This window comes from Pseudomonas sp. Z1-12 (assembly GCF_051132015.1).
Classification (GTDB): domain Bacteria; phylum Pseudomonadota; class Gammaproteobacteria; order Pseudomonadales; family Pseudomonadaceae; genus Aquipseudomonas; species Aquipseudomonas zanjanensis.
This window is the reverse complement of the sequence record NZ_CP071647.1, coordinates 1,443,615-1,468,252: the sequence shown is the minus strand read 5'-3', so window position 1 is coordinate 1,468,252 and position 24,638 is coordinate 1,443,615. Positions and strand designations below refer to the sequence as shown.

Here is a 24,638-nt window from a genome sequence, read left to right as displayed (position 1 = left end):
CATGCCCCTTTCACTCCTGATCCTGGCCCTGAGCGCCTTCGCCATCGGCACCACCGAGTTCGTCATCATGGGCCTGTTGCCCGACGTGGCGGCCGACCTGGGCGTGTCGATTCCCGGCGCCGGCTGGCTGGTGACCGGCTACGCCCTGGGCGTGGCCATCGGTGCGCCGTTCATGGCCCTGGCCACCGCCCGGCTGCCGCGCAAGGCCGCCCTGGTGGCGTTGATGGGGATTTTCATCGTCGGCAACCTGCTCTGCGCCATCGCCAGCGACTATAACGTGCTGATGTTCGCCCGGGTCGTCACGGCCCTGTGCCACGGTGCGTTCTTCGGTATTGGCTCGGTAGTGGCCGCCGGCCTGGTGGCGCCCAACAAGCGCGCCTCGGCCGTGGCCTTGATGTTCACCGGCCTGACCCTGGCCAATGTGCTCGGCGTGCCGCTGGGCACCGCACTGGGCCAGGAAGCCGGCTGGCGTTCGACCTTCTGGGCGGTGACGGTTATCGGCGTGGTGGCATTGATCGGCCTGATCCGCTTCCTGCCGGCCAAGCGCGACGAAGAAAAACTCGACATGCGCTCGGAGCTGGTGGCGCTCAAAGGCGCCGGTCTGTGGCTGTCCCTGAGCATGACCGCGCTGTTCTCCGCGTCGGTGTTCACCCTCTTCACCTACGTCGCCCCGCTGTTGGGTGAAGTGACCGGCGTATCGCCCCGTGGCGTGACCTGGACTCTGGTGCTGATCGGCCTGGGCCTGACCTTGGGCAACATTATCGGCGGCAAGCTGGCGGACAAGAGCCTGGCAAACACCTTGATGGGCGTCTTCATCACCATGGCCGTGGTGTCCACCGTGCTGAGCTGGACCAGCGTGGCGCTGGTCCCCACTGAAATCACCCTGTTCCTCTGGGCCACCGCCTGCTTCGCCGCCGTGCCGGCCCTGCAAGTCAACGTGGTGACCTTCGGCAAGGATGCGCCCAACCTGGTCTCCACCCTGAACATCGGCGCCTTCAACGTCGGCAATGCCCTGGGCGCCTGGGTCGGCGGCAGCGTCATCGACCAAGGCCTGGGCCTGACTGCCGTACCCCTGGCCGCCGGCGCGCTGGCCGTGCTGGCGCTGCTGGTCACCCTGATCACTTTCCGCCAGGGCGGCAATGCCGACCTGGCCCCGGCAACTCGTTGACTGTTAACCCTTCCACTTTCGAGGTTGTATTTTCATGGCGACTATTTTCGACCCCATCAAACTCGGCGACATCGAGCTGAAGAACCGCATCATCATGGCCCCGCTCACCCGTTGCCGCGCCGATGCAGGCCGCGTGCCCAATGCGCTGATGGCCGAGTACTACGTGCAACGCGCCTCCGCTGGCCTGATCCTCAGCGAAGCGACCTCCGTCACGCCGATGGGCGTGGGCTACCCGGACACCCCGGGCATCTGGTCCAACGACCAGGTACGCGGCTGGTCCAACGTCACCAAGGCGATCCACGGCGCCGGCGGCAAGATCTTCCTGCAACTGTGGCACGTCGGCCGGATCTCCCATCCGTCTTACCTGAACGGCGAAACCCCGGTGGCACCCAGCGCGATCCAGCCCAAGGGCCACGTCAGCCTGGTCCGTCCGCTGGCCGACTACCCAACGCCGCGCGCACTGGAAACCGCTGAAATCGCCGATATCGTCGACGCCTACCGCGTCGGTGCCGAGAATGCCAAGGCCGCGGGTTTCGACGGCGTGGAGATCCACGGCGCCAACGGCTATCTGCTCGACCAGTTCCTGCAAAGCAGCACCAACCAGCGCACCGACAACTACGGCGGCTCCCTGGAAAACCGTGCCCGCCTGCTGCTGGAAGTGACCGACGCCGCCATCGAAGTCTGGGGCGCCGGCCGGGTTGGCGTGCACCTGGCGCCACGCGCCGACTCCCATGACATGGGTGACGAGAACCGCCTGGAAACCTTCAGCTACGTGGCTCGCGAACTCGGCAAGCGTGGCATCGCCTTCATCTGCTCCCGTGAGAAGGAGGGCGAAGACAGCATCGGCCCACAACTCAAGCAGGCTTTCGGCGGCCCGTACATCGCCAACGAACGCTTTACCAAAGAGAGCGCCAATGCCTGGCTGGCAGAAGGCAAGGCTGACGCCGTGGCCTTCGGCGTGCCGTTCATTGCCAACCCGGATCTGCCGGCACGCCTGCAAGCCGATGCGCCGCTGAACGAAGCGCATCCGGAGACCTTCTATGGCAAGGGGCCGGTGGGTTATATCGATTATCCAGTGATGTAAGTCGTAAAAAACAAAAGCCCTGCCTCGAAAGAGCCAGGGCTTTTTTATGTGCGCTAAATATCCCGTCAAACATCCAAACTTCTAAAGTCCCTTCAACCCTTCTTATTATCACCAGCAACAAGACAAAACGTCTTGCAATCACTCTCTTTGAAAAGGATTTCAAATGAACGCCGCCCCTGAAAACAGCCCACAGGCCGACAAAAGTATTTATGAAGTCTTCGCCGCTCAATTCAACTGGGCACCGTTGGCCGTGTTGTCCCAGTACCTCAGATCACTCGATACGCAAGAGTACATGTCGATGCTCACGGCGCTGATGGAGAAAGCGAGCCAGAATGACAAGATCAATAAGCAGATCCAGGCCTGGGAACAGGAACGCGTCGACCCGAACCGCACTCGTCTCGTCGTTAAATTGATCAATCATACCGACTTGGACTTTGAAGTCAGTGAACACAATCTGCATTCGAATGCGGACAGGCAGAACTTTTCAGCGATTCTTCCTTGGGATATCCAAGCGTTGAAGTTCGACCTTGCTTATAGCCGACGCCTGGGCAGTCGCAGTAAGGACATGTTCAAACACTTCATTGTGTTCGGCGATGAAGAGTTTGGCTTTCGCTTTGACTTCGGTTTGCGCGTCAATACGTCCTTCGGTGTTATTTCACCAACGCTGACACCCGTCCGGACCCACCAAGTAACCTCCATTGGAATGAGCCCGATCCAATGCACGACTCGAATCACTCGCACAGCCAATGAAGAACCTTATGGTTTTACCGTGGAACTCACGCTGAGCTGAAAAATGCAGCCTCGCCGGTAATGCTGTTCACTTAAGGCTTATCTGTGGCGAGGGAGCTTGCTCCCGCTTGAGTGCGAAGCGCTCACAAAATGGGGCCGCTACGCAGCCCAGCGGGAGCAAGCTCCCTCGCCACAGGTTCATCATTTGTCTTAAGTGAACAGAATTACCGTCTCGCCAAGGCAGTCTGGCGGAGTCTCTACTGACCTGTTCGGACAGCCTTGCCGAGCGAATTATTCCTACACGTTTACCAGCGCGAAACAAATTTCCTACAAAATTCGCCGCCAATTGCCTACCAACCGCGCCAACGTCGGTTTATAAAAGCACCCTTACGCGCTGTATTGACACAAACCGACGCAATTACGCATTTTGTTTCATTTGCGCAGGCTAGGGCTCAGGTGCAGCATGTCCAGCCCGATCTCCACCCAACGCTCGGCCTCACCCGCCAGGGCGAAGCTGTCGGGGGCCAGCAGCCACTGGTACAGGATGCCATCGATGTAGGCATGAATGGCGACTGCCGCCCTTTCCGGGTCCAGATCATCCGGCAACTGGCCACGCTTCATCGCATTGCGCAATGACAGGGCGATGCGCACATTGCAGTCGAGGCTGACCTCGCGTCGCTGCTGGCGCAAATCGCACATTTCATCGGTGAATTCACACTTATGGAACAGGATCTCATTAATGCGTCGGGTTTTCGGGTCCAGGGCCACTTGCTGGAACAACCGGACCAGCAGCTTGCGAATACAGCCCAGCGGGTCAAGCTCCTCTTCACTCTCACTGGCACGGGCCAACTCGTCGAGCGGCTCGTGCAGGGTATCGAGCATCGCCTGGAGCAAATCCGCCTTGTTGCTGAAATGCCAATAGATGGCCCCGCGCGTCACACCGGCCAGTGTCGCGATGTCAGCCAGGGTTGTACGCGCCACGCCACGCTCGAAAAAGGCCTTTTCGGCGGCTTCGAGGATCTGGCTGCGAGTCTCCTGGGCTTCCTCTTTGGTACGACGGACCATGGCAGTAAACACCTCAATCAGGATGCGGTCAGCAATGCGTAAGAATCAGCTGAATAAAATATGAGGCGACGTCCCTTGGAGCGCGTCGCCGATCTACGCTGGCCTTTGTCAGGCTTTTGTAAATCCGGATATTACGCAATTTGGCTGTTTACAAACAACCGTGTACGTAAGTATATTTCTTAGCATCCTACTAATTGAATTACTGCTGCTTTTTTACCTTTCCACCTTTCGAGTGCGCCCGTTGCGCGCCTGGACCCGAGGATTTCCATGCAATTCAAGCCAGCTGTTACTGCTCTGGTTACCGCCATCGCCCTGGCATCGCTGCTCAGCGGATGCAAAAAGGAAGAGGCTGCACCTGCTGCTCCCCCTCCTCAGGTCGGCGTCGTAACCCTCAAGACCCAGCCCTTCACCTTGACCTCGGAACTGCCGGGCCGCACCAGCGCGTTCCGCGTCGCGGAAGTACGGCCACAGGTCAACGGGATCATTCTCAAGCGCTTGTTCAAGGAAGGCGCCGACGTCAAGGCCGGCCAGCAGCTGTATCAGATCGATCCGGCTGTCTATGAAGCGACTCTCAAGAGCGCCGAGGCCAACCTGCGTTCCACCAAGTCGATTGCCGACCGCTACAAGCAACTGGTGGACGAACAGGCGGTGAGCCGCCAGGAATACGACACCGCCGTGGCCAATCGCCTGGAGTCGGAAGCCAACCTGCAGACAGCCCAGATCAACGTGCGCTACACCAAGGTCTATGCGCCGATTTCCGGTCGCATCGGTCGCTCCTCGGTGACCGAGGGTGCGCTGGTCAGTAACGGCCAGACCGACGCCCTGGCGACCATCCAGCAACTGGACCCGATCTACGTCGACGTGACGCAGAGCTCGGTCGAGCTGCTGCAACTGCGCCGCGAGCTGGAAAGCGGTCGTCTGCAAAAGGCCGGTGAGAACGCCGCCATGGTCAAGCTGACCCTGGAAGACGGCAGCCAGTATCCGCACGAAGGCAAGTTGGAGTTCTCCGAAGTCTCGGTTGACCAGACCACCGGTTCGGTGACCTTGCGCGCCGTGTTCCCCAACCCTGACCACACCCTGCTGCCGGGCATGTTCGTCCACGCCCAATTGCAGGCAGGTGTGAACAGCGCGGCGATCCTGGCACCGCAACAAGGCGTGACCCGCGACCTCAAGGGCATGCCGACCGCCATGGTCGTGGGCGCCGACAACAAAGTCGAACTGCGCCAGCTCAAGGCCAGCCGCACCGTCGGCAGCCAGTGGCTGATCGAAGACGGGCTCAAGGCTGGCGATCGCCTGATCACCGAAGGGTTGCAGTACGTACGGCCGGGGGTGGAAGTCAAAGCCACCGAAGCCACCAACGTCAACACCCAGAACCCGGCCCCCGCTCAGGCAGCTGATAAAGCAGCCGAAGGCAAAGGGGAGTAAACCATGTCGAAATTTTTTATCGACCGTCCGATTTTCGCCTGGGTGATCGCCCTGGTGATCATGCTGGTCGGGGCTTTATCGATCCTCAAGTTGCCGATCAACCAATACCCGAGCATCGCGCCACCGGCCATTGCGATCCAGGTGACCTACCCGGGCGCGTCCGCGCAAACCGTGCAGGACACCGTGGTGCAGGTGATCGAGCAGCAGCTCAACGGTATCGACAACCTGCGTTATGTATCGTCGGAAAGTAACTCCGACGGCAGCATGACCATCACCGCGACCTTCGAACAGGGCACCAGCTCCGATACCGCCCAGGTCCAGGTCCAGAACAAGTTGAACCTGGCCACCCCGCTGTTGCCGCAAGAAGTGCAGCAGCAGGGTATCCGCGTGACCAAGGCGGTGAAGAACTTCCTCATGGTCATCGGCGTGGTGTCGCGTGACGGCAGCATGACCAAGGACGACTTGGCCAACTACATCGTGTCCAACCTGCAAGACCCGATCTCGCGTACTGCGGGTGTCGGTGACTTCCAGGTCTTCGGTGCCCAGTACGCCATGCGGATCTGGCTCGACCCGGCCAAGTTGAACAACTTCAACCTGACCCCGGTGGACGTGAAAAATGCCATTGCCGCGCAAAACGTCCAGGTCTCGTCCGGCCAACTTGGCGGCTTGCCTGCCCTGCCCGGCCAGCAACTGAACGCCACCATCATCGGCAAGACCCGTCTGCAGACCGCCGAGCAGTTCAAGGCGATCCTGCTCAAGGTCAACCCGGACGGCTCGCAAGTGCGCGTCGGCGACGTCGCCGATGTGGGCCTGGGCGGTGAGAACTACAGTGTCAGCGCCCAGTTCAACGGCGCCCCGGCGTCGGGCCTGGCGGTCAAGCTGGCCACCGGCGCCAACGCCCTCGACACAGCCAAGGCTCTGCGCAAGACCATCGACGATCTCAAGCCGTTCTTCCCGCAAGGCGTGGAAGTGGTGTTCCCGTACGACACCACGCCGGTGGTGAGCGAGTCGATCAAGGGTGTGGTTGAAACCCTGGTCGAAGCGGTCGCGCTGGTGTTCCTGGTGATGTTCCTGTTCCTGCAGAACTTCCGCGCCACCATCATCACTACGATGACGGTGCCGGTGGTGTTGCTGGGTACGTTCGGCATCCTCGCGGCGGCCGGCTTCAGCATCAACACCCTGACCATGTTCGGCATGGTACTGGCCATCGGCTTGCTGGTGGACGATGCCATCGTCGTGGTGGAAAACGTCGAACGGGTGATGAGCGAAGAAGGCCTGTCACCCAAGGAAGCCACCAAGAAGTCCATGGGGCAGATCCAGGGTGCGTTGGTGGGTATCGCGCTGGTGCTGTCGGCGGTGCTGTTGCCGATGGCGTTCTTCAGCGGTTCCACCGGCGTGATCTACAAACAGTTCTCCATCACCATCGTCTCGGCCATGGCCTTGTCGGTCCTGGTGGCGTTGATCTTCACCCCGGCCCTGTGCGCCACCATGCTCAAGCCGATCCCCAAGGGTGAGCACGGCACACCGAAACGCGGCTTCTTCGGCTGGTTCAACCGCAATTTCGACCGTGGCGTTCGCAGCTACGAGCGTGGCGTTGGCAATATGCTCAAGCACAAGGCCCCGTACCTGCTGGCCTACGTGCTCATCGTGGTTGGCATGATCTGGCTGTTCACCCGCATCCCGACGGCGTTCCTGCCCGAAGAAGACCAGGGCGTGCTGTTCGCCCAGGTGCAGACCCCGGCCGGTTCCAGTGCCGAGCGCACCCAGGTGGTGGTGGACAAGATGCGTGAGTTCCTGCTGCGTCCAAGCAAGGACGGCGGCGAAGGCGATGCGGTGGCGTCGGTGTTCACGGTGACCGGCTTCAACTTCGCCGGTCGCGGCCAGAGCTCCGGCATGGCCTTCATCATGCTCAAGCCATGGGAGGAGCGTAACGCCGACAACAGCGTGTTCAAGCTCGCGGCCCGCGCCCAGCAGCACTTCTTCACGTTCCGTGACGCGATGGTGTTCGCCTTCGCCCCGCCGGCAGTGCTGGAACTGGGTAACGCCACCGGTTTCGACGTGTTCCTGCAGGACCGTGCCGGTATCGGCCACGACAAGCTGATGGAGGCCCGCAACCAGTTCCTGGGGATGGCTTCCCAGAGCAAGATCCTCTCCCAGGTGCGTCCGAACGGCCTGAACGACGAGCCGCAATACCAGCTGGAAATCGACGACGAGAAGGCCAGCGCGCTGGGCATCACCCTGTCGGACATCAACAACACCCTGTCGATTGCCTTGGGCAGTAGCTACGTGAACGACTTCATCGACCGTGGTCGGGTGAAGAAAGTGTACGTGCAGGGTCAACCCGGTGCCCGCATGAGCCCCGAGGACTTGCAGAAGTGGTACGTGCGCAACAGCGCCGGGACCATGGTGCCGTTCACGGCGTTCGCCAAGGGCGAGTGGGTCTATGGTTCGCCAAAACTGGCCCGCTACAACGGTGTGGAAGCGATGGAAATCCTCGGTGCCCCGGCCCCAGGCTACTCCACCGGTGAAGCCATGGCCGAAGTCGAAGCCATCGCCAAGAAGTTGCCGGCCGGTGTGGGTATTTCCTGGACGGGCCTGTCCTACGAGGAACGTCTGTCGGGCTCCCAGGCGCCGGCGTTGTATGCCTTGTCGCTGCTGATGGTGTTCCTGTGCCTCGCGGCGCTGTATGAAAGCTGGTCGATTCCGATCGCGGTCATGCTCGTGGTGCCCCTGGGGATCATCGGGGCGCTGATGGCGACCAGTCTGCGCGGCCTGTCCAACGACGTGTACTTCCAGGTGGGCTTGCTGACCACCATCGGCCTGGCGGCGAAAAACGCCATTCTGATCGTGGAGTTCGCCAAGGAACTCCACGAACAGGGCCGAACCCTGGTGGAAGCCGCCATCGAAGCCTGTAGGATGCGTCTGCGGCCGATCATCATGACGTCCCTGGCGTTCGTCCTCGGTGTGGTTCCGCTGGCGATTTCCACGGGTGCCGGTTCGGGCAGCCAACATGCCATCGGTACGGGTGTGATCGGCGGTATGCTCACCGCGACTATCCTGGCGATCTTCTGGGTGCCCTTGTTCTTCGTGACCGTGTCGTCGATGGGTCGTCGCAAAAATATCGACCAGGACAACACTCCTGAAACTTCCAAAGAGGCTGGCCAATGAGCAAGTCGCTACTCTCCCTGACCATCGCCGCCGTCGTGCTCAGCGGTTGCTCGCTGATCCCCGACTACCAGCGGCCCGACGCACCGGTTGCGGCGCAATACCCGCAAGGGCCGGCCTACGAGGCCGCCAAGGCGCCCGGCCAGGCCGCCGCCGAGCAAGGCTGGAAGCAGTTTTTCCATGACCCGGCGTTGCAACAGCTGATCCAGGTCGCCCTGGAAAACAACCGCGACCTGCGCGTCGCGGCGCTGAACATCGATGCCTACGCCGCGCAATACCGCATCCAGCGCGCGGACCTGTTCCCGGCGGTCTCGGCCACCGGCGCCGGCAACCGCCAGCGGGTACCGGCACGGGCTTCGCAGACCGGCGAAGCGGCGATCACCAGTTCCTACTCGGCGACCTTGGGCATCAGCGCCTATGAACTGGACCTGTTCGGTCGGGTTCGCAGCCTGAGCGAGCAAGCGCTGCAAAGCTACTTCGCCACCGAAGAAGCCCGGCGCAGCACCCAGATCAGCCTGGTGGCCAACGTCGCCAATGCCTACCTGACCTGGCAAGCCGACAAGGAACTGCTCAAGCTGACCCAGGAAACCCTCGGCGCCTACGAGCAAAGCTTCAAGCTGACTTCGCGCAGCGCCGAAGTCGGCGTGGCCTCGGCCCTGGACTTGAGCCAGGCGCGCACCGCCGTGGAAAACGCCCGCGTGCAACTGGCCCGCTACACTCGCCAAGTCGCCCAGGATGAGAACAGCCTGACCCTGCTGCTGGGCACCGGCCTGCCGGCCAACCTGAACGCGCAACCGTTGAGCGATGACCTGCTCAGCGAAGTACCGGCCGGGCTGCCATCGGACCTGCTGCAACGTCGTCCGGACATTCTCCAGGCCGAACGCAACCTGCTCGCCGCCAACGCCAACATCGGCGCCGCTCGGGCCGCGTTCTTCCCGAGCATCAGCCTGACGGCCAACGCCGGCACCCTGAGCCCGGACCTGTCCGGCCTGTTCAAGGGCGGTTCGGGCACCTGGAGCTTCGCGCCGCAGATCAACCTGCCGATCTTCAATGCCGGCAGCCTGCGAGCGAGCCTGGATTACGCGAAGATTCAGAAAGACATCAACGTCGCGCAGTACGAGAAGTCGATTCAGACCGCGTTCCAGGAAGTCTCCGACGGCCTGGCCGCACGCCAGACCTACAACGAGCAGTTGCAGGCCCAGACCGATTTCGTCGCCGCCAACCAGGACTACTACCGCCTGGCTGAGCGTCGCTACCGCATCGGCGTCGACAGCAACCTGACCTTCCTCGATGCCCAGCGCCAGTTGTTCAGCGCGCAGCAATCGCTGATCACCGACCGTCTTGCGCAACTGACCAGCGAGGTCAATTTGTACAAGGCACTGGGCGGTGGTTGGAATGCCGAGACGGGCAAGAACGAGCCGGTGGCGGAGAAAGCGCCGCCGATGAAACTGTTCTGATGTCTGAGTGTTGAAACACGAAGCCCACCGCAAGGTGGGCTTTTTGTTTGCGCACCTTTTAACGCTGGCCTATGTGGGAGCGAGCTTGCTCGCAATGATGGCGATGCGGTCTTTCAGGAACCGAGGCGCCTGTTTCGCGAGCAAGCTTTGCTCCCACAGCCCTGCGGGGCGATGCGATGCGACGTTTCGCTAAATCCCCTCGCCACACTGGTCAACGCGGGTCGACGATATCCAGTGCTCGATTGGCCAACAATTCACTCAAGTCAATCATCTGCGCCACGCCTAGCGCGACATACCGCCGCGAGCCTTCTAGATCGAACGCCAGGTCGTTGACCATGGCACTGGCGGAGGCCAGGGTTTCGCTGAGATTTGCCAGTAGGCACTCGGTGTCGAGGGTATCGATGACGGTGAACACCTGAGTTGAGGTTTGGGGTTTTGGATCAGGCTGGGTGCCCAGATGGTAATCGAGCGCTCGGTCCGCGGCTTCTTGGAGCTTTTCCGGATCGGGGTCGTTGTAGGGGAAGGTGGATTCTGAAGAAGGATGATGTCTTTTCATAGCGGCGCTCCTGTATCAATTGGAGCCCGAGACGTTGGGTCCGGGCGCTGGCGCCTAACGAATTCGGCGGGCTTGCAGTCCCGGTCGCTGAATTGACAGCGACACGAACAAGCTAGAGATATCGCTTCCGAGCGGCAACCTTAAAACCTCGTCGGAAAAATCGCCGCGTCTGTCAGACCGGCCACAAATCTTGTGGGAGCGAGCTTGCTCGCGATGGCGGCCTGTCAGTCGGCCAGGATGTTTTTGATTGAGTACATATCCATTTTCTCGGTAACGGCGACTTAGGGTTCCGCCCTGACGGCGGCTCACTTTTGAAGAGCGCAAAAGTAAGCAAAACGCTCCTGCCCCACCACTCAGTGCCTCGCCTAGGCTTGGCATGCCCGCACTCCGGCATTGCTCCGTGGGCCGCCGCGAAGGGCCATCCATGGCCCAGCGCGACTACCTCGGCATCCATGCCGAGGTGCCCACTGCGCAATGCCTGCGTGCGGCCATCGTGGTTAACGGGGCGCCTGAGATCAACGTCCACCGCGAGGCGGCCTAGTAGCCGACCTGGTTCTTGAGGAGACCGCGTTCCTCCTGTGGGAGCGGGCTTGCTCGCGAAGAGGTCGGCAAATTCCACATCGCCACCGACTGTGACACCCACACTTGGATTGAAGTAGAGCCGTCAGAACTTGGTCGGTTGTCAGGCCGCCTTCGCGAGCAAGCTCGCTCCCACAGTTGGGCCGAAGTACAGCTGCCAGAACCCGGTCGACTGTTAGGCCGCCTTCGCGAGCAAGCTCACTCCCACACTTGGATTGAAGTACAGCCGCCAGAGCCAGGTCGGCTGTCAGGCCGCCTCGCGAGCAAGCTTTGCTCCCACAGATCTGACGGGTGTACGACCGGGAGAGCCAGGTCGGCTACTAGGCCGCCTCGTGGTGGACGTTGATCTCCGCGCCCCATTAACCACGCTGGCCGAACGCAGGCATTGTGCAGTGGGCATCCCGGCATGGATGCCGGGATAGCCGCGCTGGGCCATGGATGGCCCTTCGCGGCGGCCCACGGAGCAATGCCGGAGTGAGGGCATGCCGAGCCCTAGCGAGGCACCGAGTGGTGGGGCAGGAGCGTTTTGCTTACTTTTGCGCTTCTCAAAAGTGAGCCGCCGTCAGGGCTGAACCCTAAGTAGCCGTTACCACGAAAACGGATATGTACCCAGTCGATAAGAGCAAAGCCAGCTGACAGACCGCCATCGCGAGCAAGCTCGCTCCCACAAGGCATTGCGACCATCCAATCGGCCGTTTTGCCGTTCGATAATCGCCCAAAACCCGCAAACGGCAATTGAACCGATCCCAGGCCGCCCTTCACCATCCCTCACACAAAACCAATAACAACAGGTTCGACGCCATGCCTCTGCGCCCCGCTCCGTCCGGCTGATCCTCGATCGTTTTAATCCTCCGGCTCCACCGCAATGTTCGTAACCCACGGTTGCGGCAACAACTCGCCTCGCCCACAAAAAACAAGAGACAACGCCCATGAAGCCCACACAGCACCTGTTCCCCAGCCTCATCGCCGTCGCCCTGGCCAGCACCGCCCTGCCCGTCCTGGCCGCGGAATCGGGATTCGTCGAAGATGCCAAGGCCACGCTGAACCTGCGCAACTTCTACCTCAACCGCAACTTCACCAACCCGAACAATGCCCAAGGCAAGGCTGAAGAGTGGACCCAGAGCTTCATTCTCGACGCCAAGTCCGGCTTCACCCAAGGCACGGTCGGTTTCGGCGTGGACGTACTGGGGATGTACTCGGTCAAGCTCGACGGCGGTCGTGGCACGGCAGGTACACAACTGCTGCCGGTACACGATGACGGTCGCCCCGCCGATGACTTCGGTCGCCTGGGCGTGGCCCTCAAGGCCAAGGTCTCGAAGACTGAGCTGAAGGTCGGTGAATGGATGCCGGTGTTGCCGATCCTGCGTTCCGACGACGGTCGTTCCCTGCCGCAAACCTTCCGCGGCGGCCAGGTCACCTCCACCGAAATCAACGGCCTGAGCCTCTACGGCGGCCAGTTCCGTGGCAACAGCCCGCGCAACGACGCGAGCATGGAAGACATGTCGATGAACGGCCGCGGCGCGTTCACCTCCGACCGTTTCAACTTCGGTGGCGGCGAATACGCCTTCAACGAAAAACGCACCCAGGTCGGCGTCTGGTACGCGGAACTGTCCGACATCTACCAACAGCAATATTTCAACCTGACCCACAGCCAGCCCATGGGCGACTGGACCCTGGGCGCCAACCTTGGTTACTTCACCGGTAAGGAAAACGGCAGTGCGCTGGCCGGCGACCTGGACAACAAAACCGCGTTCGCCATGCTCTCGGCCAAATACGGCGGCAACACCTTCTACGTCGGCCTGCAGAAAGTCGGCGGCGATGATGCCTGGATGCGCGTCAACGGCACCAGCGGCGGCACCCTGGCGAACGACAGCTACAACTCCAGCTACGACAACGCCAAGGAAAAATCCTGGCAAGTGCGCCATGACTTCAACTTCGCCGCTGTCGGCGTGCCGGGCCTGACCCTGATGAACCGCTACATCAGCGGCGACAACGTGCACACCGCCACCGTTGACGATGGCAAGGAATGGGGCCGCGAAAGTGAGCTGGCCTACACCGTGCAGAGCGGTGTGCTGAAGAGCCTGAATGTGAAATGGCGTAACTCGACGATGCGCCGGGATTACAGCACCAATGAATTCGATGAGAACCGGTTGATCGTCAGCTATCCGATTAGCCTACTGTAGAAGCCAAGCATAGAGGGAGGCTGCACCACCGAATCGCGAGCAGGCTCGCTCCCACAGGGGATTGGCGGTGGACGCAGATTCAATGGCCGCTGGAGATCAGTGTGGGAGCGAGCTTGCTCGCGATGGCGTCATCACATTCAACATCGATGCAAGCTGACCCACCGCTTTCGCGAGCAAGCTCGCTCCCACAGGGGATTGGCGGTGTACGCGAACTCAATGGCCGCTGGAGATCAGTGTGGGAGCGAGCCCGCTCGCGATGGCGTCATCACATTCAACATCGATGCAAGCTGACCCACCGCTTTCGCGAGCAAGCTCGCTCCCACAGGGGATTGGCGGTGTACGCAGATTCAATGGCCGCTGGAGATCAGTGTGGGAGCGAGCTTGCTCGCGATGGCGTCATCACATTCAACATCGATGCAAGCTGACCCCACCGCTTTCGCGAGCAAGCTCGCGCCCACAGGGGATTGGCGGTGTACGCAGATTCAATGGCCGCTGGAGATCAGCGTGGGAGCGAGCCTGCTCGCGATGGCGTCATCACATTCAACATCGATGCAAGCTGACCCACCGCTTTCGCGAGCAAGCTCGCTCCCACAGGGGATTGGCGGTGTACGCAGATTCAATGGCCGCTGGAGATCAGTGTGTGGGAGCGAGCTTGCTCGCGATGGCGTCATCACATTCAACATCGATGCAAGCTGACCCACCGCTTTCGCGAGCAAGCTCGCTCCCACAGGGGATTGGCGGTGTACGCAGATTCAATGGCCGCTGGAGATCAGTGTGGGAGCGAGCCTGCTCGCGATGACGTCATCACATTCAACATCGATGCAAGCTGACCCACCGCTTTCGCGAGCAAGCTCGCTCCCACAGGGGATTGGCGGTGTACGCAGATTCAATGGCCGCTGGAGATCAGTGTGTGGGAGCGAGCTTGCTCGCGATGGCGTCATCACATTCAACATCGATGCAAGCTGACCCACCGCTTTCGCGAGCAGGCTCGCTCCCACAGGAATCGAGGTATGTCTTAACCCCGCGATTCGACACCCAGTTCGTCCCAGACGGATTCGGCCAGGTGGAAGGTGGCATTGGCCGCCGGAATGCCGCAGTAAATGGCGCTCTGCATGATCACTTCCTTGATCTCGCTGCGGCTTACGCCATTGTTGGCGGCGGCGCGCAGGTGCAGCTTGAGTTCTTCGTTGCGGTTCATGCCGATCAGCATGGCGATAGTAATCAGGCTACGGGTATGGCGCGGCAGGCCCGGGCGGGTCCAGATGTCGCCCCAGGCGTGACGGGTGATCATCTCCTGGAATTCGCTGTTGAACTCGGTCAGGGCATTGAGGCTGCGATCGACGTGGGCATCGCCCAGCACCGCGCGGCGTACTTGCATGCCTTCGTCGTAACGTTGTTTCTCGTCCACAGGAAACTCCTCAGGTGCGGCCGGAATCAAGCAGGAAATCCAAGACCCGAGCGCTGAATGCAGCACCGGCCTGGACGTTGGACAGGTGCGCGGCAGGAAACTCGGCGTACTCGGCGCCATTGACGCGCTCTTGGATAAAGTGCCCACCCGACGGTGGCGTCACCGCATCTTCGGTGCCGGCGATCACCAGCAGCGGCACGCGAATCGATGACAACTGCTCGCGAAAATCGGCATCACGTACCGCCGCGCAGTTGGCGGCATAACCCTGGGGCGAGGTCGCGGCCAGCATGTCAGTGATTTTTTTCGCCGTCGCAGGCTGGGCCTTGGCAAAGTCGGGGGTAAACCAGCGGGCAATCGACGCATCGCGCAACGCCACCATCGCATCCTTGCCGTCACGCAGCACGGTTTCGATGCGCGGGTTCCACATCGACGGGTCGCCGATCTTGGCCGCGGTGTTGCACACCACCAGTTTGTGCAGGCGTTCACCGGCATTGATGCCCAGCCACTGACCGATCAAGCCCCCCATCGACAAGCCGCAGAAATGCACCTTGTCGATGTTCAACTGATCAAGCATTGCCAGCACATCGTGGCCCAGCTGTTCAATGCTGTAGGGGCCTTCGGTCACCAGCGACTGGCCATGACCACGGGTGTCGAAACGCAGCACGCGAAAATGTTCGCTGAAGGCCGGGATCTGCTCGTCCCACATGTGCAGGTCGGTGCCCAGGGAGTTGGAGAGCACCAGCACCGGGGCGTCTTGCGGCCCGTCCAATCGGTAGTTCAGATCGCCCTCGGCGAGTTTGACGAATCCCACAACAATCTCCTTTCAGGCATTCAAGGCAAGGTGTTCGGCCACGGCTCGGGCGACCCAGGTCTGGGCCTGGCCGAGGTAGTGGGCCGGGTCGAGCAGGTGGTCGAGCTCGGTCGCGGATAACTGCGCGTTGATCTGGGGTTCGTCTCCCAGCACCGCGCGCAAATGCCGCTGTTCGGCCACGGCGCGCTTGCAGCATTGCTCCAGCAGATGATGGGCGGTGTCACGGCCAACCCGCTGGGCCAGGACGATGCTCACCGCTTCGGCCAGCACCAACCCCTGGGTCAGTTCCAGGTTGCGGGCCATGCGCGCCGTGTCCACTTCCAGCCCTTCGGCCAGCAGTCGCGCCTGTTGCAAGGCGCCGGAGACCAGGCAGCAGATCTCCGGCAGGGTTTCCCATTCGGCGTGCCACAGGCCCAGGCTGCGCTCGTGCTCCTGAGGCATGGCGCTGAACAGCGTCGACAACAGGCCAGGCACGCGTGTCGCCGCGCCGATCAGCACCGCCGCGCCCACCGGGTTGCGCTTGTGCGGCATCGTCGACGAACCACCCTTGCCCGGTGCAGAAGGCTCGAACGCTTCGCCGGCCTCGGTCTGCATCAACAGGCTGATGTCGCGCCCCAATTTGCCCAGGCTGCCGGCGATCAACCCCAGCACCGCGCCGAACTCCACCAGGCGATCGCGCTGGGTGTGCCACGGTTGCTCAGGCAGGTTCAGTTGCAACTCGGCGGCCAGGGCTTCGGCGACCGGCAGCGCCTGTTCACCCAAGGCGGCGAGCGTTCCGGAGGCGCCGCCGAATTGCAGCACCAGCAAACGCGGCTTGAGTTCCCGCAAGCGCTGGCGACTGCGGGTGATCGCCCCCAGCCAACCGGCGATCTTCATGCCCAGGGTGACCGGGGTTGCGTGTTGCAACCAAGTGCGCCCGGCCAGCGGTGTGGCGGCGTAGCGCTCGGCTTGTCGGGCCAGGGTGGCGGCCAGCTGCGCCAGCTCTGCCTCGATCAAGTCCAACGCTCGGCGCAGTTGCAGCACCAATCCGCTGTCCATCACGTCCTGGCTGGTGGCGCCCAGGTGGACATAACGTTCAGCCTCGGCGCTCTGGGTGGCGATGTGTTTGCCGAGCGCCTTGACCAGCGGAATCGCCGAGTTGCCGGCACTGGCAATCGCTTCGCTCAACGCCGAAAAATCGTACAACTGGGCACGGCAGGCGTTCTCGATCGGCGCCACCGCGTCCTGGGGAATCACGCCCATTCGCGCTTGGGCCCGGGCCAATGCGGCCTCCACGTCCAGCATGGCCTGCACCCGCCCTGCATCGCAGAACACCTCGCGCATGTCGCGGGCGGTGAAGTAGGCATCGAACAGCTGATTGCCCGGTCGTTCGCTCATAAACAGTCCTTCGAAAAATGGATGCCTCTGGCCAGAGATTGCTCCCGCTTGAGTGCGAAGCACTCACAAGAGAGGACTGCTGCGCAGCCCAGCGGGAGCAAGCTCCCTCGCCACAATGAATCTAACAAGCCTTAGGTTCACCACTCACAGGTCATGGTGCAAATATGCCGGCTGCTTGGGCAGGCGCAGGCTGAACAGGAACGCCACCACCATCATCACCGTGACATACCAATAAAAGGCGTTTTCCATGCCTTGGGCCTTCAGGCTCAAGGCGACGTATTCGGCCGATCCGCCAAAAATCGCATTGGCCACCGCGTAAGCCAACCCTACTCCCAGTGCCCGCACTTCAGGTGGAAACATTTCGGCTTTCACCAGGCCGCTGATGGAGGTATAGAAACTGACGATCGCCAGCGCCAACGTAATCAGGACAAACGCCAGGAACGGGCTGCTGATGCTTTTGAGCGTCAGCAGGATCGGCACCGTGCACAACGCTCCCAGGCCACCGAACCAAAGCATGGAGTTACGCCGGCCGATCTTGTCCGCCAGCATGCCGAACAGCGGTTGCATACACATATAGAGGAACAGCGCGCCGGTCATGATGTAGCTGGCGGTCTTGGCATGCAGGCCCGCGGTGTTCACCAGGTATTTCTGCATGTAGGTGGTGAAGGTGTAAAAAATCAGCGAACCACCGGCGGTGTAGCCGAGCACGGTGATAAACGCCGCCTTGTGGTCGCGAAACAGCGCGGCGATGCTGCCGGCGTCCTTGTTCTCGCGCATTTCCTTGCTGCTGGTTTCTTTCAGGGAACGCCGCAGGAGCAGGGAAATCAACGCCGCCGCGGCGCCTACCACGAACGGAATCCGCCAACCGTAGGCACGCAGTTCGTCCTCGTTGAGAAACTGTTGCAGGACCACCACCAGCGACACCGCCAGCAGCTGCCCGCCAATCAGCGTCACGTACTGGAACGAGGCGAAGAAGCCGCGCTGACCTTTGAGGGCCACTTCGCTCATGTAGGTGGCGGTGGTGCCGTATTCGCCGCCCACCGACAGGCCTTGCAGCAAGCGCGCGAGCAACAGCAGCACCGGCGCCCAGACACCAATGTCCTTGTAGGTGGGCAGGCAGGCGATGAGCAACGAGCCGAAGCACATCATCAGCACCGAGATCATCATCGAATTCTTGCGCCCGTGGCGATCCGCCACCCGACCGAAAATCCAACCGCCGATGGGGCGCATCAGGAACCCGGCGGCGAACACACCGGCCGTGTTGACCAGTTGCACCGTCGGGTTGTCCGAGGGGAAGAACGCCGGCGCGAAATAAATCGCACAGAACGCATACACGTAGAAGTCGAACCATTCGACCAGGTTGCCGGATGAAGCACCGACGATGGCGAAGATGCGCTTGCTGCGTTCTTCACCGGTGTAGTGGCTGATTGGGATGGTCATGGGTTATTCACTCGTTGGGGCTGACGAAGTCTAGACACACTTCGTAAAACTCCCGTTCCACAAACAGTTTTTCAACCTGTAGTGCCTGTACTACCGCCATCGCGAGCAAGCTCGCTCCCACAGGGTTGCATCATCTCTGTGGCGAGGGAGCTTGCTCCCGCTGGCTTGCGCAGCAAGCCCAAGCTGACGACCCGGTGTATCAGGCCGGTCGTGGTAGCCGGGTTTGCGACTGCTTCGCAGCCGAGCGGGAGCAAGCTCCCTCGCCACAAGATCGCCCATCACTCAGTAATCGAAGAACACCGTCTCGGCATCCGTGCCCTGCAGGATCACGTTCCACTGATACACGCCCGACGCATCGGGCTTGGCGACGAGGGTGCCGCGGCGCTCCTCGGGGACGCAGGCCAGCAGCGGGTCAGCTTCGTTGGCCTGCTCGCCGTCAAAGTAGATGCGTGTCAGCAAATGCTTGACCAGCCCACGTGCGAACACCAGCACGACCAGATGCGGCGCCTGGGTCGTACCGCCCAGCCCTGGCACCGTGCCCGGCTTGATGGTGGTGAAGCGGAAGCGCCCTTCGGCGTCCACCGGCACTCGGCCGAAGCCTTCGAAGTGCGGGTCCAGGGGCTTGTCCTGGTCGTCTTCCGGGTGGGCGTATTTGCCGGCGGCGTTGGCCTGCCAGACTTCCAGCATCGCATCGTTGACGAACTGGCCATTACCGTCGACCACCTGCCCGGTGATCGCCACGCGTTGGCCAAGGGTTTGGGCAACGGTCAGGTCTTCGCGGTTCAGCCAGGTCAGGCCGATGTGGTAGTAAGGGCCAACGGTATGGGACGTGGTGGCGGTGAGCGTCATCTTATTTCTCCATCGGCGTGGCATCGCGGCCGCGCAAGACGATGTCCCAGCGGTAACCGAGGGCGTAGTGAGGGACGGTTTTTTCCAGGTCGAAACGGGCGATCAGGCGCTCCTTGGCGCGGGTGTCCGGCACGCAGTTGTAGATCGGGTCGTATTCCAGCAAGGGATCGCCCGGGAAATACATCTGCGTCACCAGGCGCGTCAGGATGCTCGGCCCGAACAGTGAGAAATGGATATGCGCCGGGCGCCAGGCGTTGTGATGGTTGCCCCACGGATAAGCGCCGGGCTTGATGGTCTGGAACTGATACCAGCCGTTGGCATCGGTCACGGTGCGACCGGTGCCGGTGAAGTTCGGGTCCAGCGGCGCGTCATGGTCGTCACGGTCATGGTTATAGCGGCCGGCGGCGTTGGCCTGCCAGATTTCCACCAGGATGCCGGGCACCGGCTCGCCGTGCTCATCCAGCACCCGCCCGTGAATAATGATCCGCTCCCCCAGTGGCTCGCCGGCATGCTGGGCGGTCAGGTCGTGGTCCTTTTCCTGCAAGCGGTCGGCGCCTACCGTCGGGCCGGTAATTTCCGACAGCGAATGGGGCAGGAACACCAACGGCTTGGACGGCGAGCGCAGGTTGGTGGACTGGTACGGCGGGTGCAGATACTCCGGCTGGGTGCCCGCTTGGGGGCGACGATAACCAGGCTTGTCAGTCATGAAGCATTCCTCGGTTTTCTTATTAGTAGAGCGACGCGTCAGACGCGTTCGATGGCCAATGCCAGACCCTGGCCGACACCGACGCACATGGTCGCCAGGCCTTTCTTGCCGCCGGTCTTTTCCAAATGGTGCAGCGCCGTCATCACCAAGCGTGCCCCGCTCATGCCCAGTGGATGGCCGAGGGCGATAGCGCCGCCGTTCGGGTTGACCTGCGGCGCATCGTCCGCCAGCCCCAAGTCCCGCAGCACCGCCAGGCCCTGGCTGGCAAAGGCTTCATTGAGTTCGATCACATCGAAATCCGCGACCGCCAGGCCCAGACGTTCAGTGAGCTTGCGCACTGCCGGCACCGGGCCAATGCCCATCACCCGTGGCGCGACGCCGGCGCTGGCCATGCCCAACACTTTGCCCCGAGGCGTCAGGCCATGTTTTTTCACCGCTTCGGCCGACGCCAGGATCAAGGCGGCCGCGCCGTCGTTGACACCCGAAGCGTTGCCGGCGGTGACGGTCTTGTCAGGGCCATTGACCGGTTTGAGTTTGCCCAGGGTTTCCAGCGTGGTGTCGGCGCGCGGGTGCTCGTCCTGTTCGACCACGGTTTCGCCTTTTTTATGAGTGATGCGCACCGGCACGATTTCTTCGGCGAAAAAACCTGCCGCCTGGGCCGCCGCCGTTCGCTGTTGGCTGCGCAAGGCGAAAGCGTCCTGGTCGGCGCGGGACACGGCGTAGTCATCGGCCACGTTATCGGCGGTCTGCGGCATCGCGTCCACGCCGTACTGGGCTTTCATCAATGGGTTGATGAAACGCCAGCCGATGGTGGTGTCTTCCAGCTTCATGTTGCGGGAAAACGCGGCGTCGGCCTTGCCCATCACGAACGGCGCCCGAGACATCGACTCCACGCCGCCAGCGATGGCCAGTTCCATCTCACCGCTGGCAATGGCGCGGAACGCGGTGCCGATGGCGTCCATGCCCGAGGCGCAAAGGCGATTGAGGGTCACGCCGGGAATGCTCTGCGGCAGGCCCGCCAACAGCAGCGCCATGCGCGCCACGTTGCGGTTGTCTTCACCGGCCTGGTTGGCACAGCCGAGGAACACCTCATCCACCGCATTCCAGTCCACCGATGGATTGCGTTCCATCAGCGCCTTGATCGGCACAGCGGCCAGGTCATCGGCGCGCACGGCAGACAAACCGCCGCCAAACCGACCGATCGGGGTTCGAATCGCATCACAGATATACACGTCGCGCATCAAGCTTCTCCCGGTGCCTGGCCGTGGGCCGCCGCGGTGCGAGCTTCCAAGTCGCGCAGTGCGCGCAGCTCCACTTCGGTCGGCTCGGCGGTGGTTTGCACCTGGTCGGCGAAACGGATCGCCCACCCGGTGGCCGCAATGACTTGCTCGCGGGTCACGCCGGGGTGCAGCGCGGTGACCACGAATTCATGGCTGCCGGCTTCCGGTTCCATGATGCACAAATCGGTGATGATGCCCACGGGCCCCGCTCCCGGCAGGCCAAGACGCTTGCGCGAATCACCGCCTTCGCCATGGCCCACCGAGGTGATGAAATCCAGCTTGTCGACAAACGAACGCGCCGACTGCTTGAGGATGATCAACACGCTTTTGGCGGAACCGGCGATTTCCGGCGCGCCACCGGCACCCGGCAAGCGGACTTTCGGCTGATGGTAGTCGCCCACCACCGTGGTGTTGATGTTGCCAAAACGGTCGACCTGGGCCGCGCCAAGGAAACCGACATCGATACGCCCGCCCTGCAGCCAGTAGCGAAAAATCTCACCGGTCGGTACGACAGTGTCCGCGGTTTCCGCCAGCTCACCGTCGCCGATGGACAGCGGCAGTACGCTGGGCTTGGCACCGATCGGACCCGATTCGTAGATCAGCACGACGTCCGGCGACGAGGTCAGCCGCGCCAGGTTGGCCGCTTTCGACGGCAGGCCGATGCCGACGAAGCACACGGCATTGTTCTTCAAGCGACGCGCCGCGGCGACGGTCATCATTTCGTTGGTGGAGTAGTTCATGGTTTCACCTGCGAAGCGGCTGCCAGCCGGGCCTGGAATTCACTGAAATCTCGAGTGCCGTGAATGTATTCGTTGATCCATGCGATAAAGGTCTCACGGTCCCGGGCGATCGGGTCCCACGCCTGGTAGAAACGGTTGTCACGCTCGGTGTAGCCGTGGGCGTAGGACGGATGGGCACCGCCGGGGACATGGCACACGGCGCTCAACGCCCAGGTCGGCAGCACGCAGGCGTTCATCGGCGCGTTCAGGTCGTCGACGATTTCTTCCACGGTGACGATGCAACGCTTGGCGGCCAGGGCAGCTTCTTTCTGCACACCGAGGATGCCCCATAACAACACGTTACCCTTGCGGTCGGCTTTCTGGGCATGGATCACCGTGACGTCCGGGCGCACCGAAGGCACCGCGGCCAAGACTTCACCGGTGAAGGGACAGGTCACGCTCTTGATCAGCGGGTTGACCTTCGGCAGGTCAGAACCGGCGTAGGCCCGCAACACTGCAAACGGCAGGCCGGAAGCGCCGGCGACGTAGGCATTGGCCAGGTCGGCGTGGCTGTGTTCCTCGATCTCCAGCGGGTGCGGCCATTGCTTCTCCACGGCATCGCGCAAGCGGTGCAACGACCCGACGCCAGGGTTGCCGCCCCAGGAGAAAATCAACTTGCGAGCACAACCGGCGCCGATCAACTGGTCATAGATCAGGTCAGGCGTCATGCGCACCAGGGTCAGATCTTTCTTGCCCTGACGAATGATTTCATGACCCGCCGCCGTAGGAATCAGGTGAGTGAAGCCTTCGAGCGCGACGGTATCGCCGTCATTGACGAATTGCTTCACCGCGTCGTGCAGCGAAAGGATTTCAGCCATGGGGCAGGCTCCCGTTATCCAGTAGACCGACATGAAGAAAAAGGCGCGAGGTTAAGCGCCGGAGTGACTGAAGATTAAGCTTCGGGATGACGGCAAAACAATCCGATAATCGACTGAGTGTTCGTTTATCGAACAGATTGTTGTTTGGCTATCGATTTGCCCTCACATCGAAAACAAGTGGAAACCGTGGCGAGGGAGCTTGCTCCCGCTGGGCTGCGTAGCAGCCCTAATATAGAGGGCCGCTTCGCGCCCCAGCGGGAGCAAGCTCCCTCGCCACAGGTGTGGACTCAGGGTTTCGTGCAGGTGAACAGCTCAGGTCGCATCCGCATGACTGACCATGCCCTTGATCACCACCGCCGTGGTCGCCAGGGCCGCAGGAATAACCAGCGCCGTCAGGACCTGTTCGAAGTTCCAGCCCAGCCCCAGCAGTGTGGCGCCCATCCAGGCGCCGAGGATCGCCCCGAAACGGCCGATGCCCAGCATCCACGAGACCCCGGTGGCCCGGCCCTGGGTCGGGTAGAAACGCGCCGCCAGGGAAGGCATCGCCGATTGCGCGCCGTTGACGCACATGCCGGCCACCAGCACCAGGGTGGCGAGCACGGTGATGTTGCCCAGGCTCTGCCCCACCGCGTAGGCAAACACCCCGGCCATCAGATAGAAAAGGCCGATGACCTTGTGTGGATTGAACCGGTCCATCGCCCAACCGACAAACACAGCGCTCAACACGCCGCCGAATTGGAACAACGCGCCGATAAACGCGGCCTGCTCCATGCTCGCGCCGCTGTCGCGCATCAAGGTCGGCAGCCAACTGGTCAACAGATAGACAATCACCAGGCCCATGAAATAGGTCAGCCACAGCAGCAAGGTGCCGGCGCTGTAGGTGCCGGAGAAAATCACCGCCAGCACGTTACGGGCTTTGACGGTTTTCTGTTCCGGTACGCTGAAGCTCGCCGCTTGGGCAACCGTGTGCGGCTCGATCGGCGCCAGGGTCTTGCGCACTTTGTCGGTGCCGCGGTTGTGCACCACCAGGTAACGCGCCGACTCCGGCAGCCAGAACAGCAACACGACCGCCAGGATCAACGGCAGCACCCCGCCGATCAGCAGCAGGCTGTGCCAACCGAAGGCCGGGATCAACTTGGCGGAGATGAACCCGCCGCCCGCCATGCCCAGGTTGAAGCCACAGAACATGCTCGTCACCAACAGCGATTTCTTGCGTTCCGGGGTGTACTCCGAGAGTAAGGTGGTGGCGTTCGGCATCCCGGCGCCCAAGCCCAGGCCGGTCAAGAACCGCAATACCAGCAATTGATCGACGTTGGTGCTGTAGGCCGAGGCCAGGCTGAACGCGCCGAACAGCACGACCGCGCCCACCAGTACGACTTTTCGCCCGAAGCGGTCAGCCAACGGCCCTGAACCCAGTGCGCCGAACACCATCCCGATCAGCGCGGCACTCATTACCGGGCCGAGGCTGGCGCGATCGATACCCCAATCCTGGGACAACGCTGGGGCGATGAAACCCATCGCGGCCGTATCGAGGCCGTCGAGGAATACAATCAGGAAACACAGAATCACCACCCGCCACTGATAACGCGATATGGGCTGGGTATTGATGAAGGACTGCACATCGAGGCAATTGCCTACGGAAGTCTGGGGCTGGTTCATTTTATTTTTATTCCAAGCGAAAACGCAGGCGGACGAACGGAGACCCGGCGACACACGCCGGATGACGCTGCGCGACATTAATGAGGCCGGGCAAACACCG

Annotated in this window: 20 protein-coding genes and 1 pseudogene; 8 read left to right on the top strand and 13 right to left on the bottom strand. The window is 61.8% G+C overall.

From position 1 onward, the window contains the following. Position 1 precedes the first annotated feature (1 nt). The 3 genes from J3P85_RS06470 to J3P85_RS06460 all read left to right on the top strand — a co-directional run bounded on the left by J3P85_RS06470 (position 2) and on the right by J3P85_RS06460 (position 3,042). Positions 2–1,168, top strand: coding sequence for an MFS transporter (locus tag J3P85_RS06470; protein ID WP_434705254.1), 1,167 nt, complete (start codon positions 2–4; stop codon positions 1,166–1,168). A gap of 34 nt (positions 1,169–1,202) precedes the next feature. Beyond that, complete coding sequence (locus tag J3P85_RS06465; protein WP_411386715.1) at positions 1,203–2,252, top strand: alkene reductase; 1,050 nt, start codon at positions 1,203–1,205, stop codon at positions 2,250–2,252. A gap of 163 nt (positions 2,253–2,415) precedes the next feature. After that, on the top strand, positions 2,416–3,042 hold the full coding sequence (locus J3P85_RS06460) for a hypothetical protein (RefSeq protein WP_434705253.1): 627 nt from the start codon (positions 2,416–2,418) through the stop codon (positions 3,040–3,042). Positions 3,043–3,413: 371 nt separating this feature from the next. Here the strand turns inward: J3P85_RS06460 and J3P85_RS06455 are convergent, their stop codons facing one another. Next, positions 3,414–4,046, bottom strand: a complete 633-nt coding sequence (locus J3P85_RS06455) for a TetR family transcriptional regulator (protein WP_186704494.1) — start codon at positions 4,044–4,046, stop codon at positions 3,414–3,416. 267 nt (positions 4,047–4,313) lie between these two features. On the opposite strand from J3P85_RS06455, the gene J3P85_RS06450 reads away from it, so the two are divergent. From J3P85_RS06450 to adeC, 3 genes are read left to right on the top strand one after another with little or no spacing between them, the layout of a single operon-like run. Then, a complete protein-coding gene (locus J3P85_RS06450) occupies positions 4,314–5,471 on the top strand; it encodes an efflux RND transporter periplasmic adaptor subunit (RefSeq protein WP_207967129.1) in 1,158 nt (385 codons plus the stop codon). A 3-nt stretch (positions 5,472–5,474) separates the two neighbouring features. Further along, positions 5,475–8,639 carry an efflux RND transporter permease subunit EmhB gene (gene emhB / locus J3P85_RS06445; protein WP_434705251.1) on the top strand — a complete coding sequence of 1,055 codons (3,165 nt, stop codon included), beginning with the start codon at positions 5,475–5,477 and terminating at the stop codon, positions 8,637–8,639. Continuing rightward, on the top strand, positions 8,636–10,093 hold the full coding sequence (adeC, locus tag J3P85_RS06440; RefSeq protein WP_434705250.1) for an AdeC/AdeK/OprM family multidrug efflux complex outer membrane factor: 1,458 nt from the start codon (positions 8,636–8,638) through the stop codon (positions 10,091–10,093). The genes emhB and adeC overlap by 4 nt, the downstream gene beginning before the upstream one ends. Before the next feature lie 211 nt (positions 10,094–10,304). On the opposite strand, the gene J3P85_RS06435 is transcribed toward adeC, so the two are convergent. Then, positions 10,305–10,649, bottom strand: coding sequence for a DUF6124 family protein (locus tag J3P85_RS06435; RefSeq protein ID WP_434705249.1), 345 nt, complete (start codon positions 10,647–10,649; stop codon positions 10,305–10,307). A 376-nt stretch (positions 10,650–11,025) separates the two neighbouring features. Here J3P85_RS06435 and J3P85_RS06430 point away from each other — a divergent pair, with 376 nt between their 5' ends. Both J3P85_RS06430 and J3P85_RS06425 read left to right on the top strand, forming a co-directional pair. Further along, the gene (locus J3P85_RS06430; RefSeq protein WP_434706453.1) at positions 11,026–11,190 is read left to right on the top strand and encodes a hypothetical protein; all 165 of its coding nucleotides are present in this window, start codon (positions 11,026–11,028) and stop codon (positions 11,188–11,190) included. Between the two features lie 967 nt (positions 11,191–12,157). Continuing rightward, positions 12,158–13,411 (top strand): OprD family porin, encoded by a 1,254-nt coding sequence (locus tag J3P85_RS06425; protein WP_186704490.1) that lies wholly within the window; start codon positions 12,158–12,160, stop codon positions 13,409–13,411. A gap of 370 nt (positions 13,412–13,781) precedes the next feature. On the opposite strand, the pseudogene J3P85_RS06420 reads toward J3P85_RS06425, so the two are convergent. The 11 genes and pseudogenes from J3P85_RS06420 to J3P85_RS06370 all read right to left on the bottom strand — a co-directional run. Next, a pseudogene (locus tag J3P85_RS06420) lies at positions 13,782–14,088 on the bottom strand (hypothetical protein); the annotation flags it as partial. 338 nt (positions 14,089–14,426) lie between these two features. After that, entirely contained in the window at positions 14,427–14,819 is a 393-nt protein-coding gene (pcaC, locus tag J3P85_RS06415; RefSeq protein WP_030142291.1) for a 4-carboxymuconolactone decarboxylase, read from the bottom strand. A 10-nt stretch (positions 14,820–14,829) separates the two neighbouring features. Further along, the gene (gene pcaD / locus J3P85_RS06410; RefSeq protein WP_434705248.1) at positions 14,830–15,630 is read right to left on the bottom strand and encodes a 3-oxoadipate enol-lactonase; all 801 of its coding nucleotides are present in this window, start codon (positions 15,628–15,630) and stop codon (positions 14,830–14,832) included. Positions 15,631–15,642: 12 nt separating this feature from the next. Next, a complete protein-coding gene (locus tag J3P85_RS06405; RefSeq protein WP_434705247.1) occupies positions 15,643–17,007 on the bottom strand; it encodes a 3-carboxy-cis,cis-muconate cycloisomerase in 1,365 nt (454 codons plus the stop codon). Between the two features lie 144 nt (positions 17,008–17,151). After that, positions 17,152–18,447 carry an MFS family transporter gene (locus tag J3P85_RS06400; RefSeq protein ID WP_434705246.1) on the bottom strand — a complete coding sequence of 432 codons (1,296 nt, stop codon included), beginning with the start codon at positions 18,445–18,447 and terminating at the stop codon, positions 17,152–17,154. A gap of 282 nt (positions 18,448–18,729) precedes the next feature. Further along, entirely contained in the window at positions 18,730–19,296 is a 567-nt protein-coding gene (gene pcaG / locus J3P85_RS06395; protein WP_186704485.1) for a protocatechuate 3,4-dioxygenase subunit alpha, read from the bottom strand. Between the two features lies 1 nt (position 19,297). Continuing rightward, positions 19,298–20,002, bottom strand: a complete 705-nt coding sequence (gene pcaH / locus J3P85_RS06390) for a protocatechuate 3,4-dioxygenase subunit beta (protein WP_434705245.1) — start codon at positions 20,000–20,002, stop codon at positions 19,298–19,300. Positions 20,003–20,040: 38 nt separating this feature from the next. Further along, complete coding sequence (pcaF, locus tag J3P85_RS06385; protein ID WP_434705244.1) at positions 20,041–21,246, bottom strand: 3-oxoadipyl-CoA thiolase; 1,206 nt, start codon at positions 21,244–21,246, stop codon at positions 20,041–20,043. Then, positions 21,243–22,022: a CoA-transferase subunit beta gene (locus J3P85_RS06380; RefSeq protein WP_181290317.1), complete on the bottom strand. Its 780-nt coding sequence runs from the start codon at positions 22,020–22,022 to the stop codon at positions 21,243–21,245. Before J3P85_RS06380 ends, pcaF begins: the two co-directional genes overlap by 4 nt. Next, the gene (locus tag J3P85_RS06375; protein ID WP_434705243.1) at positions 22,019–22,879 is read right to left on the bottom strand and encodes a CoA transferase subunit A; all 861 of its coding nucleotides are present in this window, start codon (positions 22,877–22,879) and stop codon (positions 22,019–22,021) included. The genes J3P85_RS06380 and J3P85_RS06375 overlap by 4 nt, the downstream gene beginning before the upstream one ends. 312 nt (positions 22,880–23,191) lie before the next feature. Further along, on the bottom strand, positions 23,192–24,538 hold the full coding sequence (locus J3P85_RS06370) for an MFS transporter (protein WP_434705242.1): 1,347 nt from the start codon (positions 24,536–24,538) through the stop codon (positions 23,192–23,194). Positions 24,539–24,638 lie beyond the last annotated feature (100 nt).

What these genes read in the sequence shown, in the direction of transcription:
- J3P85_RS06470 (WP_434705254.1), top strand. Translation starts at nt 2, where the DNA reads ATGCCCCTTTCACTCCTGATCCTGGCCCTGAGCGCCTTCGCCATCGGC.
- J3P85_RS06465 (WP_411386715.1), top strand. Translation starts at nt 1,203, where the DNA reads ATGGCGACTATTTTCGACCCCATCAAACTCGGCGACATCGAGCTGAAG.
- J3P85_RS06460 (WP_434705253.1), top strand. Translation starts at nt 2,416, where the DNA reads ATGAACGCCGCCCCTGAAAACAGCCCACAGGCCGACAAAAGTATTTAT.
- J3P85_RS06455 (WP_186704494.1), bottom strand. Translation starts at nt 4,046, where the DNA reads ATGGTCCGTCGTACCAAAGAGGAAGCCCAGGAGACTCGCAGCCAGATC.
- J3P85_RS06450 (WP_207967129.1), top strand. Translation starts at nt 4,314, where the DNA reads ATGCAATTCAAGCCAGCTGTTACTGCTCTGGTTACCGCCATCGCCCTG.
- emhB (WP_434705251.1), top strand. Translation starts at nt 5,475, where the DNA reads ATGTCGAAATTTTTTATCGACCGTCCGATTTTCGCCTGGGTGATCGCC.
- adeC (WP_434705250.1), top strand. Translation starts at nt 8,636, where the DNA reads ATGAGCAAGTCGCTACTCTCCCTGACCATCGCCGCCGTCGTGCTCAGC.
- J3P85_RS06435 (WP_434705249.1), bottom strand. Translation starts at nt 10,649, where the DNA reads ATGAAAAGACATCATCCTTCTTCAGAATCCACCTTCCCCTACAACGAC.
- J3P85_RS06430 (WP_434706453.1), top strand. Translation starts at nt 11,026, where the DNA reads ATGCCCGCACTCCGGCATTGCTCCGTGGGCCGCCGCGAAGGGCCATCC.
- J3P85_RS06425 (WP_186704490.1), top strand. Translation starts at nt 12,158, where the DNA reads ATGAAGCCCACACAGCACCTGTTCCCCAGCCTCATCGCCGTCGCCCTG.
- J3P85_RS06405 (WP_434705247.1), bottom strand. Translation starts at nt 17,007, where the DNA reads ATGAGCGAACGACCGGGCAATCAGCTGTTCGATGCCTACTTCACCGCC.
- J3P85_RS06400 (WP_434705246.1), bottom strand. Translation starts at nt 18,447, where the DNA reads ATGACCATCCCAATCAGCCACTACACCGGTGAAGAACGCAGCAAGCGC.
- pcaG (WP_186704485.1), bottom strand. Translation starts at nt 19,296, where the DNA reads ATGACGCTCACCGCCACCACGTCCCATACCGTTGGCCCTTACTACCAC.
- pcaH (WP_434705245.1), bottom strand. Translation starts at nt 20,002, where the DNA reads ATGACTGACAAGCCTGGTTATCGTCGCCCCCAAGCGGGCACCCAGCCG.
- J3P85_RS06380 (WP_181290317.1), bottom strand. Translation starts at nt 22,022, where the DNA reads ATGAACTACTCCACCAACGAAATGATGACCGTCGCCGCGGCGCGTCGC.
- J3P85_RS06375 (WP_434705243.1), bottom strand. Translation starts at nt 22,879, where the DNA reads ATGGCTGAAATCCTTTCGCTGCACGACGCGGTGAAGCAATTCGTCAAT.
- J3P85_RS06370 (WP_434705242.1), bottom strand. Translation starts at nt 24,538, where the DNA reads ATGAACCAGCCCCAGACTTCCGTAGGCAATTGCCTCGATGTGCAGTCC.